This window comes from Vibrio sp. B1FLJ16, from assembly GCF_905175385.1.
In the GTDB taxonomy this organism is placed as follows: Bacteria; Pseudomonadota; Gammaproteobacteria; order Enterobacterales; family Vibrionaceae; genus Vibrio.
In genome coordinates this window covers 1487575-1506254 of record NZ_HG992749.1, presented here as the reverse complement: position 1 = coordinate 1506254, position 18680 = coordinate 1487575, and the positions used below count along the sequence as shown (strand labels likewise).

At 45.3% G+C, this 18680-nt stretch carries 12 protein-coding genes and 1 pseudogene; 5 read left to right on the top strand and 8 right to left on the bottom strand.

What is annotated here, in order from left to right; translation table 11 throughout:
• Window positions 1-138 precede the first annotated feature (138 nt).
• On the bottom strand, window positions 139-1302 hold the full coding sequence (locus KHN79_RS06805) for a threonine/serine exporter family protein (protein ID WP_182007867.1): 1164 nt from the start codon (window positions 1300-1302) through the stop codon (window positions 139-141).
• Between the two features lie 263 nt (window positions 1303-1565).
• On the opposite strand from KHN79_RS06805, the gene KHN79_RS06800 reads away from it, so the two are divergent.
• From KHN79_RS06800 to KHN79_RS06785, 5 genes and pseudogenes are all read left to right on the top strand, one after another.
• Window positions 1566-2522: a GntR family transcriptional regulator gene (locus KHN79_RS06800; protein WP_182007868.1), complete on the top strand. Its 957-nt coding sequence runs from the start codon at window positions 1566-1568 to the stop codon at window positions 2520-2522.
• 322 nt (window positions 2523-2844) lie between these two features.
• The gene (locus KHN79_RS06795) at window positions 2845-5001 is read left to right on the top strand and encodes a TonB-dependent receptor (RefSeq protein WP_182007869.1); all 2157 of its coding nucleotides are present in this window, start codon (window positions 2845-2847) and stop codon (window positions 4999-5001) included.
• 292 nt (window positions 5002-5293) lie between these two features.
• Window positions 5294-5546: pseudogene (locus tag KHN79_RS21590) on the top strand (hypothetical protein).
• A gap of 638 nt (window positions 5547-6184) precedes the next feature.
• Window positions 6185-7471 (top strand): hypothetical protein, encoded by a 1287-nt coding sequence (locus KHN79_RS06790; protein WP_182007871.1) that lies wholly within the window; start codon window positions 6185-6187, stop codon window positions 7469-7471.
• A gap of 27 nt (window positions 7472-7498) precedes the next feature.
• Entirely contained in the window at window positions 7499-8098 is a 600-nt protein-coding gene (locus tag KHN79_RS06785) for a hypothetical protein (protein ID WP_182007872.1), read from the top strand.
• A 109-nt stretch (window positions 8099-8207) separates the two neighbouring features.
• On the opposite strand, the gene KHN79_RS06780 is transcribed toward KHN79_RS06785, so the two are convergent.
• The 7 genes from KHN79_RS06780 to prpB all read right to left on the bottom strand — a co-directional run bounded on the left by KHN79_RS06780 (window position 8208) and on the right by prpB (window position 18679).
• On the bottom strand, window positions 8208-9665 hold the full coding sequence (locus KHN79_RS06780; protein ID WP_182007873.1) for a bifunctional NUDIX hydrolase/phosphatase PAP2 family protein: 1458 nt from the start codon (window positions 9663-9665) through the stop codon (window positions 8208-8210).
• Between the two features lie 253 nt (window positions 9666-9918).
• Complete coding sequence (locus KHN79_RS06775) at window positions 9919-10419, bottom strand: GNAT family N-acetyltransferase (protein ID WP_182007874.1); 501 nt, start codon at window positions 10417-10419, stop codon at window positions 9919-9921.
• Window positions 10420-10611: 192 nt separating this feature from the next.
• Window positions 10612-12489 carry a propionyl-CoA synthetase gene (locus tag KHN79_RS06770; protein WP_182007875.1) on the bottom strand — a complete coding sequence of 626 codons (1878 nt, stop codon included), beginning with the start codon at window positions 12487-12489 and terminating at the stop codon, window positions 10612-10614.
• 51 nt (window positions 12490-12540) lie between these two features.
• Window positions 12541-13728: a 2-methylaconitate cis-trans isomerase PrpF gene (prpF, locus tag KHN79_RS06765; protein ID WP_021453035.1), complete on the bottom strand. Its 1188-nt coding sequence runs from the start codon at window positions 13726-13728 to the stop codon at window positions 12541-12543.
• A gap of 9 nt (window positions 13729-13737) precedes the next feature.
• A complete protein-coding gene (gene acnD, locus KHN79_RS06760) occupies window positions 13738-16329 on the bottom strand; it encodes a Fe/S-dependent 2-methylisocitrate dehydratase AcnD (protein ID WP_182007876.1) in 2592 nt (863 codons plus the stop codon).
• Between the two features lie 187 nt (window positions 16330-16516).
• The gene (gene prpC, locus KHN79_RS06755; RefSeq protein WP_023623579.1) at window positions 16517-17659 is read right to left on the bottom strand and encodes a 2-methylcitrate synthase; all 1143 of its coding nucleotides are present in this window, start codon (window positions 17657-17659) and stop codon (window positions 16517-16519) included.
• Between the two features lie 123 nt (window positions 17660-17782).
• The gene (gene prpB / locus KHN79_RS06750) at window positions 17783-18679 is read right to left on the bottom strand and encodes a methylisocitrate lyase (RefSeq protein ID WP_182007877.1); all 897 of its coding nucleotides are present in this window, start codon (window positions 18677-18679) and stop codon (window positions 17783-17785) included.
• Window position 18680: the final 1 nt, after the last annotated feature.

The window sequence follows — 18680 nt, the reverse complement described above, 5'->3', positions numbered from 1 at the left end:
ACGTTTTGTAAATAACAGTTTGATGACGTAACAAAGTCTTAGAAGTAACAAAGAATCAGTTCAACAGCATGATTGGAAATATTGGAAAGCGCTCTGTTCTCATAACAAGAACAGAGCTAAATGATTTGGATTAGGATTTTAACGTTCAATCTGAGGGGAATAAATCGAATATGCGGTTATCTGCCCAGCCACAATGGCAGAGAACATAAATAACGCAGAAAGCCCGATGCTTGGGATTGGCAAGATAGACTGCTCAAACACCGACTGGCTGGCGCTGATAAGTACGCGACTGCCCGGTACCAAAATAATAATGCCCTGAACGATGTAAATGGACCCTGTAAGCTCCATTTTTTTTGCAACCCAGGTACCATATAGCGTAATCAGAACAGTGGTAACCCAGGTGCCGGCAACCCAACCAGCATCGAAGCCCAGGTAAAACGGCCCCCACATTCCCAATGCAGCAACGGGTAAACCAAGCAGTATATCTTTTGGTCGGGCATTAAAAAGAATGCTCAGTGATATTGATATCAAGAAAAGACCAAATATATGTAAGGCCAGTGGGACTTCATTCTTGTATGTTGTCGCAAGCGCCTGTCCCCAAATCGCTTCACCGATGTTGAGGCCAATAACAATACCGACAAAGAGCTTCATCAACGTTAAAGCACTTTGTCCTAACAGGCTGGTTCCGGAAACTAAATCGTTAAATGCGAGACACTCCAGAGAGTTCGCAATCGATAAACCAGGAACGAATAGCACGATAGCGGCAATGCATAACGCCCAGACAGGGATTGGTAGCCCGGTACTTGCCAAAAACGCTACGATGATACCTGTAAGTAGTGCTGCGATAAATTCGACCGCAATAGAGCGACGGGAGTGGCAAACTCTCTGACATCCCCAAATTAACAGGCCGAGCATGGCGGAGATCATTACAGCTTCTAACGTACTGCCTACCAGCATCAAGTATGCTGGTGGAATGCCCATATTGGCCAAAGCAATCACCCAGCTAGGATAACCAACTGATTCGGGAACGGGCTCATGGCTTGGCTGATTAATCCGTATGATGGTATTCGCCAATAAGCTAAGGTTTATTGATGCGGGCTTTAAACGCTTCATCACCACCGCATTATTGTCATCAGGAAACTGATAGTTGATGCTAGTGGGTGTTGCCTGAATCATGACATCTACGCCGTGCTTGTTAGCATAAAATTGAGTGTACTTTTCAACTTTATAAGGAGCACATCCGCTACGGTGAAGAGTGTCGCCAATCTCAACGATTTTGTTGATTCGATACTGTGACGGCATGGGGTAAAAATGTGGTTGGATCAAAGTGGCGCAAAGGTATCAGAGAGTTCTGATAAAAACGAGAAACATCGTATTACAAAATCGCATCATGATCTAAAAGTGTGATGTATAGCCAAACACTTTCCCTGTGCTTGGTTCTGTCAGAGTGACCATTGTTTTGATACTCGATATGTATGTATTTATGCTGCGAAAACACAATTAATGGCAAGTCAGCTCGATTGTGTTTACCATGAAGCGATAACAAACACCTCTTTTTGGATCTCATGGACACGACAGGAATTACCAAACTTCAACAAACTCTGTTATTCAAAGTCGTTGCAAGCCTTAAAGTCAATGATGCTAAAGCTGGTAGCAGCCTCAATGAATCCTCTCTGGCGCAGCAATTTGAAGTGTCGAGAACCCCGGTTCGTGCGGTGCTCAAACACCTGTGCGCGCAAGGCATCACGAAGGCCGTTCCTTACAAAGGATTTGTATTGCAAGTCGACGCAGCAAAGATCAAAGGCACCGACCAAAACGCGAATCAGAAGTCGCGCGAAGAGCAATTATACCTGCAAGTGTTAATGGATTTGTTTTTTGACGAGCTGGAATGCTCCTTTTCTGAGAAAGATCTGCAACAACACTACGACGCCAGTCGCGGAGAAATACAGGCAGTTCTTAGGGTATTGGAGAACGATGGTATTTTGCGCCATAGCCCGGGATATAAGTGGCAGCTTGACGGTGTATTGAACACGCTCGATAGACATACAGAAAGTTACCGATGCCGGTTAGTTTTCGAGCCTGCGGGACTGCTCGAACCAAGCTGGTCTCTTGACCGTACAGCACTTGAACGTTGCCGAGAACGTCACAATCAGGCCATCGAAGAACCACATACCGTAACGGCCAATCAACTATTTAATTTAAGTGCAGAGTTTCACGAACTGCTTGCGGCTTGTTCAGGCAACCGTTTTTTCTTATCCATCATGCAGCAACATAATCGACTGCGTAAAGCGACCGACCTGGTCTCAATGCAGCTTCAGTCTTCTGTAGGTTCTTCCTGCCAGCGCCGGTTAGACATCATCGAGCTGCTGCTTACCGGAAACAACAAAGAGGCAGCTGATAAGCTCGTACAGTTACTGGAAAATGACGTTCGTGTGATGAAACGGACGTACAACGACGTGATGAACATACCTCTTTCAGAAAGGCAGAAACTGGTAAACAGTATTAGCGGGATAAATCGTTAACCCAGACACTTCTACCCTATTTTTCTCTTTTCAAAGAGAGCCTTATTATTAGTGGCTCTCTCATCCCTTCACCTGACTAATCCTTATTTTTAAATCTTCTCAACCTTCATTTCTAAAAAACGAAAACAAAAAAATACATTCCCATATTGTATTTTCACATCAAAAATACAATAATAATGATTCTCATTTAAATACAAGTGAGACGTGGTTAGAATCTACGTAGAGAAGCATCTGTCCAGAACTGATTAAAAAAACAGAACAAAAATCAGCAAATCGCTCAGGGGGTCAGTAGGCCCTCTTTTCAATTAACATAGAGAAGAAAATGAACATTAAAAAAGGACGTTTACAAATTTCCACAGTGGCTATGGCTGTTAGTGCAGTCTGCACTGTGTGCGTTGCTCAAGCACAAGAAACCATCACCGACGAAAAAATCGTTGTCGTCTCCAGTCGTACTCCCAAAGCAATTAGCGATATACCGGGAACAGTTTGGTATATCAGTTCCGAGCAAATCGAGCGGGAATATAGAGGCGGAAAATCGCTTGGTGAGATACTCGCATCAACCGTCCCTTCTTTAGATGTAAGTAGCGGCGCCCGAACCAATTACGGACAAAACCTGCGTGGACGTAAGATGCTCGTGATGATTGACGGTGTCTCTCTACAGTCATCTCGCCAAATCAGTCGTTACCTGGATTCGATTGACCCGTTTAACATTGATCGTATTGAAGTCCTGTCAGGAGCTACCTCTATATACGGTGCCGGCGCATCTGGTGGTGTGATTAACATCATCAGCAAAAAAGCTTTGAGCGAAGACTTAGAGTTTGAATCATTTGTTAGTGGCTCATCTGGCTTCAACTCAGGTGAAGATTTTGATTACAAACTTGCCCAGGCGCTTGCTGGCGGTAATGATAAACTTCAGGCTCGTGCGTCTGTCGTTTACAGCGAAACTCAAGGTTACTTCGATGCGAATGGTGATATCGCTACCCCAGATATTTCACAAGGTTCATTGCAGTTCAACCAAACTGTCGATTTTCTCACCACGGTTGGTATTACGCTTTCTGAGACAAAGCAGTGGAACCTTCTGGGGCAATACTACGACAGCCAACAAGACTCCCCTTACGGCCTCTATATTGAAGGCAGTGACTTCATCGATGTTCGTGAAGGTTTTGATTCAGACCGCGAGCACGGAACAGAACGCATCATGCTAAGCGCATCTTATATTGATGAGAAGTTCCTGGGGCACCAGTTGATTGCCGAAGCTTCATATCGTAAAGAAGATCAGACGTACACGCCCTACTATCAATCTTCTGGTCAGCAAATTACCGATGTCATTTCATTAAAAGCGGCTCTTGCCAAAAGTATACAACGCTTCAACATCGTTTATGGCATAGACGCATATCAAGACAAACTCGATAGCAACCAAGCGCTGTACGATTCTACCATCGCCAACAATTCCGGAAATCTAATCAATAAAACTTACGCCAAAGTCGGTCGGTATCCGGGCATTGAGGTCAGCTCAGTTGCTGGTTTTGTTCAAGCGGACTATGCAATCAGCGACGATTGGAATGTTGAAGGCGGATTTCGTTACCAATACATTGAGAACGAGATTGACGATTTCGTAGGTTACAGCCAACAGAAAAAGATAGCGGCAGGAAGTGGTACCTCTGCAGATGCTGTTCCGGGAGGTAAAACAGACTACAGTGTCGGACTGTTTAACTTAGGCACGATCTATCACTTAAATACAGACTCTCAAATCTGGGCCAACTTCTCTCAAGGTTTTGACCTTGCCGACCCAGCGAAATACTACGGACAAGGTAACTACACTTTAGTTGGCGACCACTGGCAGTTGAACGACAGTATCAACGTAAACAAGTCTAAAATGTCGGGGATCAAAACCGACAGTTTTGAACTTGGCTACCGTCTTGACACTGGTGAACTGAATATACAAACCGCTGCTTATTATTCACAATCTGATAAGTCGGTCACCTACAATAAAACAACATTGCTGATCAACGAAATAGACGATAAAAAGCGTACCTATGGGCTAGAGGCACAGGCCTCTTACTGGGTGGACGACAACATCCAGATCGGTGCATCTGGCCACTACGTTGTTTCTGAAGTGAAAGGTGATGATGGCTGGGAAGATTTCACTGCTGGTGAAGCCAGTACCTCAAAAGCAAACGCCTGGGCGGGTTGGTACGACACAAACCTGGCTTTAAAACTTCAAGGCCAAACCATGTTTGATTACGAAGATGATTCTGATAACAAACTTGATGGCTATACAGTATTTGACTTAGTGGGAAGTTATCAGCTTCCGGTTGGAAGTCTGGGATTTGGTATTCAAAACCTGTTTGATAAAGATTACACAACCATATGGGGCCAGCGCGCTGAAATTGTGTATTCCTCTCACTACGATGCCGCAGCCTATGACTATAAAGGCCGTGGTCGGACTTTTACTTTGAACTACCAAGTAAGCTACTAATTCTTTACAACTATAGATATAGCCTCGCGATTGCGGGGCTATCTTATGCCCTAAAAGTCCTATAAGTTTGCAAATACCCCCTGCCAGCACTATTCAATACCGCAACGATAACGGAAGTATCATTAACAATAAAAGCGCCATTAGACAACACAGTAGATAGTGTTATTTTCTAAATAACATCAGATCAACAGAACTCTGAAATACTAATGTCATACGTTACATATAGATTCTGCGGCAAGAATATGTGTTTTATTTCGCATTGTGAATCGGATATAAAACCTGGAAGGTCCGTATGGCAAGAAAACCACACCCTTTGGATAAAACAATCATTAAACTGATGCAAGAAAACAAAGGCTTAATAAAAAAAAGAAGCAGAAGCTCAGCTAAAAAAAGAAGTGTATCGACTGAGCTCAGATGAAATCCAGAAAGTGAAAACTTACACAGAGCATTTTGGCTTAAATTCTCAGAAGCAACTACTGAATGAAATTCTGGATCTGCGCCGTGAGGCCCTGATTTCTAAACTACACAAGTGCCAGATGATCTAAGTGATTCGATCCAGATAATAAAAAACCTCGCACTAGCCAAGCTATTACGCTTTTGTGTTGATTAATAGCTAGCCAGAAATGATCAAAGCCTCTAATATACTGGATGTACACTCAGTATGTTGGAGGCTTTCGTGAGACAAAAATCTGTCCAGAGCAAATCGCAACCAAGAGTTCCCCATGAGTCGCATGGTATCAACGTGAACTCATGTAGTAACCCTACCTGTCCAAACTTCAGCATTCCTGCCAGCAACATACGCTCTGACCCCAACTACCGAATCAGTGGGACTAAACGAAACGGTTCTTCTCTGCTTTGCAAGGCGTGCAATAGCTACATGACCATTAAAAGCAACCAAGCTATTCATGAGGAAGTAGAACGAGCTAGATATCTAACTGAGAGAAAACAAGTCATCAGACAAGATGGGGCTGCGTGTCACAACCTTTCGTGCGTGAATTTCGACAACAAGGTTTCAAGCTCGCCAGAGTCATACCAGCGCTTTGGGAAGACCTCAAAAGGTCATCAAAGATACCGATGTCGTGAGTGTCTAACGACATTTACTGCTGATTCGGATAAAAGAAGATCACACCCAGACAGTAAATCACACCTCAATACCACATTATTTCGGCTGATAGTCAACGACATGAGTATTAATCGAATGATGGAAATTACAGAACTCAGTGCTCCTACGATATATCGCAAGATCGATATGTTTTATGAACGCTGTATTAGCTTTACTCAAAGTAGAGAAGCACAATTAAGGCAGATGCCTTTAGGTTTCATGAGACTATCTACTGATAGACAAGAATACCGAGTTAATTGGACTGACAGGAAAGACAAAAAGAACGTTGTCATTAATGCTATAGGGACAGCAGACAAATCAAGCCGATATGTATTTGGGATGGATGTAAACTACGATCCTTCAGTAGTGCTTGATGATATTTTGACCGATGAGCAGTATGTAGTGGATCAGAACTTGAAGGACTATAATCGCCAAAATGCAAGGTTGTGGCTTCCATATGAGCACGCTCTTGGTAAGCAACTATCAAAGGAAGTTGAGAATAAGCGAAATGAACTGATTAAGTATTATTCCAGCGTACCGCTCCCAATAAGTGAAATCAGCTTGGGTTACTTCATAGAAGAGTTAGCCGAAGATTATGGTGTTGAAGCTCTAGACCAACTGACAGCAACAAACCTTCCGAACAAAGGTGCTCAAGTTCATTCTGAGTATACGATGTATGCTCATTTCATTCATTTAGAACGTTTGATAGGGCATGCCTCTGGACTTAGGTTCTATCTAGACCAAGAGCCAGCTATAGAGCGAGCTTGCAACATTGCTTTCTCGTCTCAAATTAAACGCAGAAACCTCCAGTCTCTGTACGTGAAAATTAATAAGCTACTGAACGTTGATCAGAGAAGGGTTTTAGTTAACACAACTCAAAAACTATTGCTGAAAATCCAAGAGGAACACGGTGTCGATGAGAGGGAAGCAAGTAAGATCGTTGCCCTCCATAGCTTGAAGGAGCCTGTCGCAAAAAGCGGAGAGCGTCAAACATGGTTTGAACTGCCTATACACAAGATTTATGAATGTGAGAAACATGTGTGCTTTCTCACTCCTACCGACAGGCTAACTGAAACAGATAAAGCGATGATATTGTTAGACGCATCACTCCATCCTATCGATAACTTTTTTCAGATTGTCAGGAGGCGTTTATCTGCACTTGAGAGACCCATTAGCACTAGCTCCAATGCTGGTCGAGTCTGGACAGGGAAAAGCCCATACAACCCAGAGATGATTGGCAAACAACTCCAAATTCTTCGTACTTTCTACAACTACTGTTATGTGAGTAAGCATGATAAAAAGACAGCAGCCCAGCGACTTGGATTAGCTAAAGGTTGTGTTGAGATTAGGAAGATTCTATATCCATAAACATCGTTATCATTGAAAGGAGAACTTATGCCATTGACCAAGTTTCAGGAATCGCTTCGAGTCTTAAGCGGTTTGAAAACAGTAATGGAAAACGATTTAAAAGTCATAAAACGGTATATGCGTGACGAAGATGTTAAGTGGTCTTTGAATAACAAGATGCTCATCGATATCTGCTCATTCATGGATGAATGGAAACGATTTAATAATTACGCAAAGGACGATCTAACCATTCGAGACACGATGAAAATAACAGCTCCTGCAATAAAAAGACTTAAAAGCTGGACTGGGATTCAAGGCTTCAGGAACACGGTGTTAGCTCACGGGTTTCGTGACGATAACGAGCAAGGAAAACCAACTTGTCTAGATAAACGATATTTTGATGCGGATGTCCCAAATACTTACGCAGAAGTGATGCTTCTATCTGAATACTGTGTTTATGTAATTTCTGCATTTATATGCCGACACAAAGACGACCATCAACTAGCAATCAGCGAACAACCTTCCAGAGAGAACAATGTGACTAAAGGCATTGAGACGCAGGAAGAGTTCAACAAAGATGTTGAAGAGCTTCAAAGACATATGTTTGAGCTTGACCCCTCCTTAAAAGCTCAATTTGGCATTGATTAAGACCAAAAAAACGAGATGGGTTAACCATCTCGTTTGGCTTCAACACAAAAGCGTAATAGCTTGCGCACTAGCGAGGTTTTTGTTTGAAAGGTGCACGTATCAAAACGCCCTACTCTACTTCCTGAACTTCCCTCTGCTGCCACTGATCTTGTGTGAGCCTGCGCACGGTCATAAAGCACAGCAACATCAGTAATGGGTAATGAAGTGCAGTAAAGATTAAAGACCACAAGCTGTCGGAAGATACGAGCGATGCGAAATACAAATACAGTTGATGAGCTAATACCAGCACCAGAGTAACGAAAATCATTTGCCTTGTGTTTATTTGTACTTGCGAGTTATCAAATGCCAGAACTAACACCGACGCAGTGATCAAAACCGCAAGCCAGCAAGCAAAAACCGGCAATGGCCAAATAACTGAAATAGCAACGGTAATCGCTGTCATAGCAAACCAAACACCTTTGGAAGTGAGCAGCTGATCAACATTTATCTCCGGATTCTCTTCTAGCCGTAAAACATGCCACGCGACCAAAATACCCAATAGCGCACCTAACAACATGTCCAAAATAAACGCTGAACCAAGGAAGAACTTGGACAGAATCACCATCACGGTGAGGAGAGCGGCTGCACCTGTTGTACTATTGAAACCAAAACTACCAGTTCTGTGAAACAGGAACATGAACACACAACTCCATACCGCGATTGGTAAGCTAGGGAAGCTGTAACCGAAACTATGTGTCAGCTCTACCATTGGTACATAGACATGCGGTCGAGGCAGCGAGAATCCCTGTTGTGCGACCAACGCCATAATTGATGTCGCAGAAATAGCGAAGAAGAGCCTGAAAATAAAGCGACTATCAAAGCGCATCAGAACGAACGGGAACAAAAACAGTAAAATGGTCGGTGCTATCAACTCAAGGGTCAAAGCTGCAAACTGGTGAACTGTCTGAAAACTGTGCTCTGAGATTGAGCCTACCCAACTTTGTAAGCCGGTCATCCACTCTAGTTCAAGCTGTCGGAATGATGGCGCAGAATCAATCAATTGATTCACATAGTGCACAGGTTGCAACGAGAGCTGATCAAAATAACCAACGATTACTGGCCACTCTTCTGGGTAGCGATATAAGGATGAAGGCAGCATTTTGGGTTGCAGCAACATTGCTGACGCCGTCTCTACACCATAATGAGGCGCAAACCATACAGGTAGTTCGTTGCCCCCCATCGCGTTAATCGTTGAAAAGGCAATAATTTCAGAGTCCGATACGCAATCGTAGAACACAGCCTTAAACATACGACCTAACTCTTTACCTACGGTAACAACCAGTCCTGTCTCTTCCCAAGTTTCTCGTTGGGCGGCAGCCTGAGGAGACTCACCTTCGCCTATTGAACCACCAGGAAGCGAGATTTTGTCTGTTAGTATTTCATGAACTAAAACGATTTTATCGTCTGCTCGCACAACACAAAGTGCGCCATATAACTCATCTTCCTCAGAAGTTGGTTCGGCGAAAGAAACTGTAGAAACCGCCAACATAACCGAACAGAGAATGAGGAAAAATAACTGTCTCAACACGAATAGTAACCTTTAATAATAGGAATAATGACCAAGATGAGGTCGCTGCTATTATTTTTTAAATTAGCGACGCTTGACCGGTACTTGGAGATAAAAATTAATGTAAGCCTGATGAGTCCCAGGCACGGAGTGCAACATCGTTCATAATGTGACAGCTGTATAAAATTATAGTCAGAAAAACTCAACCGCATTCTATGAAATCTCACTTTTGAAACAACGTATAAGTATGAGTTACAAAAACGAGGGGAACATTTTACTCCGCAACCTCGTCAGGTTTACTTACCAAAGGCTTCCTCAAACAATGAATGTGGTGGCCAAAACCTTGTTTTCCATAAAGTGATAGTGCTTGTTGATTAAAATCCCATACTTCTACAAACATCTGTTTGACACCGTACTGAACGAAAACAGATTCAATTTTATCTAGTAGCTTTTTTGCCACGCCTTGCTTTCTGAATTCTGGCAGCACATAAAGCTCATCGACGCTTCCCATCATCACAGGCTGACTAACTGTAGACGTCAGTTCACAGAAATGGCCAGATACAAATCCCACAATTTCTTCTTCAAGTTTTGCAACATAGACGAGGCATTCGGGATCATCAAGATAACGAGCAATGCTTTTCTCCTGCTCAATTTCTTCTGCTGTTTTAAACAGTTCTGGAGATTGAACATGATGCTCGTCGTGTAAATCGAACATCAGATCGTTGAGAGTTTCAAGATCATCAAAACATGCTGGTTTAATTAAAAATGCAGACATAAAAAAGGTTTACCAATAATTGAACCTTTGTAGTTTGTGGCGAAAGCGTAAGTATGGCAAGCGCATAGGAAGATTTAATATTTGATTGGTTATTCTGACTTCTTTTCGCTCTAGGGTCTGTTTATAAAAAACACCCCTGTATCTAATTGAGATACAGGGGTGGAACATAAAAATGTAGAGCAGATTATTGAATTAGCGGCGTAATACGCGCTCAATTTCGTTCAGGCTGGTTGGGTCGTCAATCGTCGATGGAACGGTGTATTTCTCACCATCCGCAATCTGACGAATCGTTCTGCGCAGGATTTTACCGGACCGTGTTTTCGGTAATCGGTCAACAACCAGTGCGTGCTTAAAGCAAGCGACTGCGCCTATCTCATTGCGAACTTTGCCAACCAGTTCACCTTCCAGATCCAACTCGTTTACTTTGACACCGTCTTTCAGTACAACAAAACCAAGTGGAAGCTGCCCTTTCAGGTCGTCATGGATACCAACAACCGCGCATTCTGCAATGGCAGGGTGACCACCGACAATTTCTTCCATCTCACCAGTAGATAAACGGTGGCCTGCGACGTTAATAACATCATCAATACGCCCCATGATGAACAGATAGCCATCTTCATCCAGATAACCGCCGTCACCAGATACATAGTAGCCAGGGAACTGGCTCAGGTAGCCCGTATCAAAGCGGTCATGATTACGCCATACGGTTGGTAAACAGCTTGGTGGAAGTGGACGTTTTAGCGCCACAAAACCTTGCTGATTGGCTTTAACAGGTTCACCGAGTTCATCGAGAATTTCTACCTGATAACCAGGAATCGGCTTGGTAGATGAGCCTGCTTTCACCGGCATCATTTCAATGCCTGTCGGGTTACCGGCAATCGCCCAACCTGTCTCTGTTTGCCACCAGTGATCGATAACAGGTTTATCTGTTTTGCTCTGTACCCATTCCAGCGTAGGAGGATCTAAACGCTCACCAGCCATAAAGATGGTTTTCAGGTTTGACAGATCATACTGCTTTAAGAACTCGCCTTCCGGGTCTTCTTTCTTAATAGCACGGAAAGCGGTCGGTGCTGAGAATAAAGCATCAACTTTGTACTCATCACACACACGCCAGAATGCGCCCGGATTTGGTGTTCTGACTGGCTTACCTTCAAACAGTATTGTGGTGCAACCATGAATCAATGGCGCGTAAACAATGTAAGAGTGGCCGACAACCCAACCAACATCAGACGCGGCCCAGAACACGCCGTCTTGTGGCATGTTGTAGATCGCACTCATAGAGTACTTCATCGCGACCGCATGGCCACCGTTATCACGTACCACCCCTTTCGGTTTACCCGTCGTGCCTGAGGTATAAAGGATATACAGTGGGTCTGTTGCTAATACAGGAACACAAGCATGAGGTAGCGCTTTGTTGTATTCCTGTTGCCAGTCCAAATCTCTTTCCTGATTTAACTCGGCTTCACATTCTGGGCGCTGGAAAACAAACACTTTCTCAGGTTTCCAACGGCTGTCCATGATGGCTTTGTCCACTAATGGTTTATACGGAATGATTTTACTGATTTCGATGCCACACGATGCCGTCATAATGACTTTTGGCTCAGCATCCTCAATACGTACCGCCAGCTCATTAGGCGCGAAACCACCAAACACAACTGAGTGAATCGCACCCAAACGTGCACAAGCAAGCATTGCCATTGCCGCTTCTGGGATCATCGGCATGTAAATGACGACTCGGTCGCCCTTTTCTACGCCTTGGCTAGACAGCATACCTGCAATTTTCGCTACGTTGTCACGCAGCTCACTGTAGGTGTAAGTCTGCTTGTTCCCGGTTACTGGTGAATCATAAATAAGGGCAGCGTTATCACCACGACCTTGCTCGCAATGATAGTCCAGTGCTAACCAAGCCGTGTTCATCACCCCATCTGGAAACCAACGCTCGATTCCATTCTCATCAGCTTTCAAGATGGTCTTAGGAGATTCGAACCAGTCGATATTCTCCGCTTGAGCGCGCCAAAAACTCTCCGGTTCATTTTTCGCCCATTGGTACTCTTTCTCGTATGAAGACATATTGCTTCCTCCAGTATGTCCTGATCTCGTTCTATTTAAAGACCGTTCCTTTTATTCAAAGACATCAGAGGGTACACGCACAAATCCCTCCATTAGTATTCTCGCACTTCGGCTCATGATGGCTTTTTGTACCACCCAGCCTTGTTCGGTTTGCTTCGCTTTTGCACCGACTTTTAGCGTCCCTGACGGATGACCAAAAGTCACTGACTCTTTTTCGCCGCCACCAGCAGCCAGATTGACTAATGTTCCCGGAACACAGGCCGCCGAAGCAATCGCAACGGCTGCCGTTCCCATCATCGCATGATGAAGTTTGCCCATCGATAACGCACGTACCAGCACATCAATTTCCGACTCATTTACCGCTTTGCCGCTTGAGGACTGGTAACTTTTTGACTTGGATACAAACGCGATTTTTGGTGTGTGCTGGCGAGTCTGAGCTTCTTCAAGTTCAGAAATCAGACCCATTTTTAACGCGCCATGCGCACGAATCGATTCAAACATCGCTAATGCTACATCATCATTGTTGATGTCATCTTGCAGTTCCGTGCCCTGATAGCCAATAGACTCAGCATCAATGAAAATGGTTGGAATACCTGCGTTGATAAAGGTAGCGTTAAACGTACCCACATCTGGCACCACCAAATCATCGACCAAGTTGCCAGTTGGGAACATGCTGCCTTCCCCATCTGCCGGGTCAACAAAGTCCACTTGAATCTCAGCGGCCGGGAAAGTCACACCATCAAGTTCAAATTCTCCCGTCTCTTGCACGAATCCGTTAACAATCGGCACATGAACCAAAATAGTTTTGCTGATGTTCACCTGCCAGACACGTACAGTCACAATTCCATTTTCTGGAATACGATCTTGCGGGATCAGGCCAGCATGGATAGCAAAAGGCCCAATTGCGGCAGACAAGTTACCGCAGTTCCCACTCCAATCCACAAATGGCTTATCAATGGATACTTGTCCGAACAAGTAGTCAACATCGTGATCGTCTTGGCTGCTGCGAGAAACGATCACCGTTTTACTGGTACTAGAAGTGGCGCCGCCCATACCGTCTATTTGTTTAGCGTAAGGATCTGGGCTGCCGATAACACGCAACAACAGCTTGTCACGCGCTTCACCTGCCACTTGAGCCTCTGATGGCAAATCTTCAAGGTTGAAAAAGACACCTTTACTCGTGCCGCCACGCATGTACGTCGCAGGCACTTTGATTTGGCTAGGAGTACTGTTTTCCATAATTACTCCTTATTGCGCTAGGAAATCTTGCGCGAAACGCTGCAGTACACCACCTGCGTTATACACGTGCACTTCGTCAGCGGTATCTAAGCGACAAGTAACCGGAACGTCGACTTTCTCACCGTTGCTACGTGTAATAACCAAGGCTAAATCTGCACCCGGCTTGATTTCACCAACCACGTCATACAGTTCAGTACCATCCAGTTCTAATGTATTGCGGTTAACACCCGGCTTAAATTGCAGTGGCAGCACGCCCATGCCAACCAAGTTGGTACGGTGAATACGCTCAAAGCCTTCTGCAACGATAGCTTCTACACCAGCCAATCGAACGCCTTTTGCCGCCCAGTCACGAGATGAACCCTGACCATAATCAGCACCAGCTACTACAATCAGTGGCTGTTTGCGGTTCATGTAGGTCTCAATCGCTTCCCACATGCGTACAACCTGACCTTCTGGTTCGATTCGCGCCAGAGAACCCTGAACGACTTCACCGTTCTCTTTCACCATTTCGTTAAATAGTTTCGGGTTAGCAAAGGTCGCTCGTTGTGCCGTTAAGTGGTCACCACGATGCGTTGCGTAAGAGTTGAAGTCCTCTTCCGGTACACCCATTTTGGCAAGGTATTCACCCGCCGCGCTGCTCGCCATAATCGCATTCGATGGTGATAAGTGGTCGGTGGTGATGTTGTCACCAAGAACCGCTAATGGGCGCATACCAGACAGGGTTCTGTCACCTGCAAGCGCACCTTCCCAGTATGGAGGACGACGAATGTAGGTACTCATCGGACGCCAATCGTAAAGAGGGTTGGCGCTTTTTTCTGCGTCATCGAGCTTAAACATCTGGATATAAACTTGGTTGAACTGCTCTGGTTTAACGTGTTTGCCTACAACGGCATCAATCTCTTCATCGCTTGGCCACAAATCATTTAGGTAAATTGGTTTACCGTTTTGGTCAGTACCCAATGCATCGCGCTCGATATCAAAACGAATCGTACCCGCTAGCGCATAAGCCACAACTAACGGTGGAGACGCTAAAAAGGCTTGTTTCGCATAAGGATGGATTCGGCCATCAAAGTTACGGTTACCAGACAGAACGGCTGTCGCGTACAAATCGCGGTCAATGATTTCTTGCTGGATTTTTGGATCCAACGCACCACTCATACCGTTACAAGTGGTACATGCGTAACCGACGATACCAAAGCCAAGCTTTTCTAACTCTGGTAATAAGCCCGCTTCTTCCAGGTAAAGACGCGCAACCTTAGAACCCGGAGCAAAAGACGATTTCACCCAAGGTTTACGTACAAGGCCGAGCTCATTGGCTTTCTTCGCGACAAGGCCTGCAGCAACCACGTTCCTTGGGTTACTGGTGTTTGTACATGATGTGATAGCAGCAATGATCACCGCGCCATCTGGCAACTCGCCGTCTTTCTCCTCCCAAGCACCAGAAATACCACGTTGTGCCAATTCAGAAGTTGGCAAACGGCGGTGCGGGTTTGAAGGACCTGCCATGTTACGGCTGACTGATGACAAATCGAACTCAAGTACACGCTCGTAAACCGCTGTATCAAGATCGTCTGCCCAAAGGCCGGTTTGTTTTGCGTATTTCTCAACTAAGTCAACTTGCTGTTCGTCACGACCAGTAAGTTTCAGGTAGTTGATGGTCTGCTCATCGATGTAGAACATACCCGCGGTTGCACCGTATTCTGGCGTCATATTGGAGATGGTTGCACGGTCACCAATTGTTAGGTCGCGAGCACCTTCACCAAAGAATTCAAGATATGAAGAAACAACACGTTCATTACGTAAGAACTCGGTAATCGCCAGAACAATATCCGTTGCAGTAATACCCGGCTGACGTTTACCCGTTAACTTAACACCCACGATGTCTGGTAGGCGCATCATTGACGGGCGGCCAAGCATTACTGTTTCAGCTTCCAGACCTCCAACCCCAATCGCAATAACACCAAGTGCATCAACATGAGGCGTATGACTATCGGTACCAACGCAAGTATCTGGGTAAGCAATGCCCTGCTTCGCCTGTACAACCGGAGACATTTTCTCTAGGTTGATTTGGTGCATGATGCCGTTACCCGCAGGAATCACGCTGACGTTTTCAAAAGCCGTTTTACACCACTCTATAAAGTGGAATCGGTCTTCGTTGCGGCGCTCTTCAATCGCACGGTTTTTCTCGAATGCGTCTGGATCAAAACCTGCGTGTTCTACCGCAAGCGAGTGGTCAACGATAAGCTGGGTTTCAACCACTGGATTCACTTTAGACGGGTCACCGCCCTGATCGGCAATCGCATCACGTAAACCGGCTAAGTCAACAAGAGCTGTCTGACCTAGAATGTCATGACAAACAACACGTGCTGGATACCATGGAAAATCAAGATCACGTTTGCGTTCGATGAGCTGCTTCAAGCTGTCTGTTAATACGCTAGGGTCGCAGCGGCGTACGAGCTGTTCGGCAAGAACGCGAGAGGTATACGGGAGCGTTTCATAGGCTCCAGGAGAGATAGAGTTTACGGCTTCGCGGGCATCAAAGTAATCAAGTTGAGTCCCCGGAAGCGACTTACGGAATTGGGTATTAATATTTGTGCTCATGGTTTGCTTCCATTCAATCTGTACATCTTGGCCTTCTCCCCATCACTCTAGAAACGCTACTCTAGCAAAGCAGTTTGGAGAACTTGATTGGAGAACTTATTGAGATGTAGTCGCTCTAGTAATGTTTGTGACGAGAAGTACTCCTTCCCCTATGAGGAGAGAATCACATAGAGGAAGGAGTTACGCGCTAGCGTTTTTCGATAGGTACCCATTCTTGATGGTCTGGACCTGTGTAGTCCGCGCTTGGACGAATAATGCGGTTATTTGCGCGTTGTTCATACACGTGTGCAGCCCAACCTGTTAAACGGCTCATCACGAAAATCGGTGTGAACAGTTTGGTCGGAATGTCCATGAAGTGGTACGCCGATGCATGGAAGAAGTCAGCATTACAGAACAAGCCTTTCTCACGCTTCATGACCGATTCCACACGCTCTGATACTGCGTATAAGTGCGTGTCACCGACTTGCTTAGATAGCTCTTCAGACCAACGCTTGATCAAAGCATTACGTGGGTCACTTTCACGGTAAATCGCATGACCAAAGCCCATGATCTTGTCTTTATTAGCCAGCATTTGCATGATGTTAGCTTCTGCTTCATCCGGCGTCTGCCAGTCTTCAATCATCTCCATCGCCGCTTCGTTTGCACCGCCGTGAAGAGGGCCACGAAGCGTACCGATTGCAGCTGTAATGCAAGAGTGAATGTCGGACAATGTTGATGCACAAACTCGTGCAGCAAATGTTGACGCATTAAACTCATGCTCTGCATAAAGGATTAATGAACAGTGCATAACCTGCTTGTGCAGTTCAGACGGCGCTTTATCAGTAAGCAGCTTCAGGAAGTAGCCACCGATGCTGTCTTCAGTCTCGTCTTCTGTGTTAATACGCACACCATCATGGCTGTAGCGATACCAGTAACAGATGATTGCAGGGAACAACGCTAACATGCGCTCAGTTGATTGCAGTTGCTCATCAAAGCTCATTTCCTGCTCTAAGTTGCCCAACATAGAGCAACCCGTACGCATCACGTCCATCGGGTGCGCAGATGCAGGAATAAGTTCCAGAGCTTGTTTTAGCTCAGTTGGTAAACCGCGAAGGCTCAACAGGTGCGTCTTGTACGCATCAAGTTCTTGTTGATTTGGCAAGTGACCGCGTAACAACAAATGTGCTACTTCTTCAAATTGAGCATTATTGGCAAGGTCAGTAATATCGTAACCGCGATACGTCAGACCGGTTCCCGTTTTACCAACAGTACATAAAGCTGTGCTTCCCGCGCTTTGACCACGTAGGCCAGCGCCACCTAACTCGGCTTTCTTTGCTTCAGTTTGAGGCATTGTTTGAACTCCTTTTCTGTCTGGCTTTGCTCTCTTTGGAGCGTTTTATTCACCAGACGAATTTCACGTTATTGGATTCGACGAAAAATAAATTTCTTGGGCTTCCGACTATCTTCTTTCTTGCTATTTCCCTTCAGAGAAAAGCTGGTCAAGTTTGTCTTCGTAGTCGTGGTAGTTCAGGTGCTGATACAATTCTTTACGCGTCTGCATAGAGTCAACCAGCGCTTCCTGATTACCCACTTCCAGAAGGTGCTTGTAAACTGTTTCTGCCGCTTTATTCATAGCGCGGAACGCACTTAGCGGGTACAACACCATGTCCACTTTCGCTTTAGCCAGTTCGTTACAGCCATACAGTGGTGTTGCGCCAAATTCAGTAATGTTGGCCAGAATAGGAACGTGCTTTCCAGTCGCTTGCTCTAGCGCATTTGAGAACTGTAGGTATTGATCCAGCTTGTTCATCGCTTCAGGGAAGATCATGTCCGCACCGGCTTCAACACAAGCAATCGCACGTTCAATCGCACTGTCCATACCTTCAACCGCTAGTGCATCAGTACGAGCCATAATCACAAAACTTTCATCATTACGCGCATCAACCGCTGCCTTCACTCGGTCAACCATCTCTTGCTGGCTGACAATAGCTTTATTCGGGCGGTGACCACAACGCTTCTGCGCTACCTGGTCTTCCATGTGAACCGCAGCCGCGCCAGCTTTTTCCATCTGCTTAATGGTACGAGCAATATTGAATGCGCCACCAAAGCCGGTATCGATATCCACCAAAAGAGGCAAATCACAGGCATTAGTAATGCGGTCAACGTCAACCAGCACATCGTTCAGTGTAGTAATACCCAAATCTGGCAATCCGTAAGAGGCGTTTGCAATACCGCCGCCAGATAAGTAAATCGCTTGATGCCCCAGGTTTTTCGCCATCATGGCGCAGTATGGGTTAATTGTGCCGACGATTTGTAGTGGATTGTTTTGTTCAATGGCGAGTCTGAACTTCGCCCCTGGAGATAAACTCATG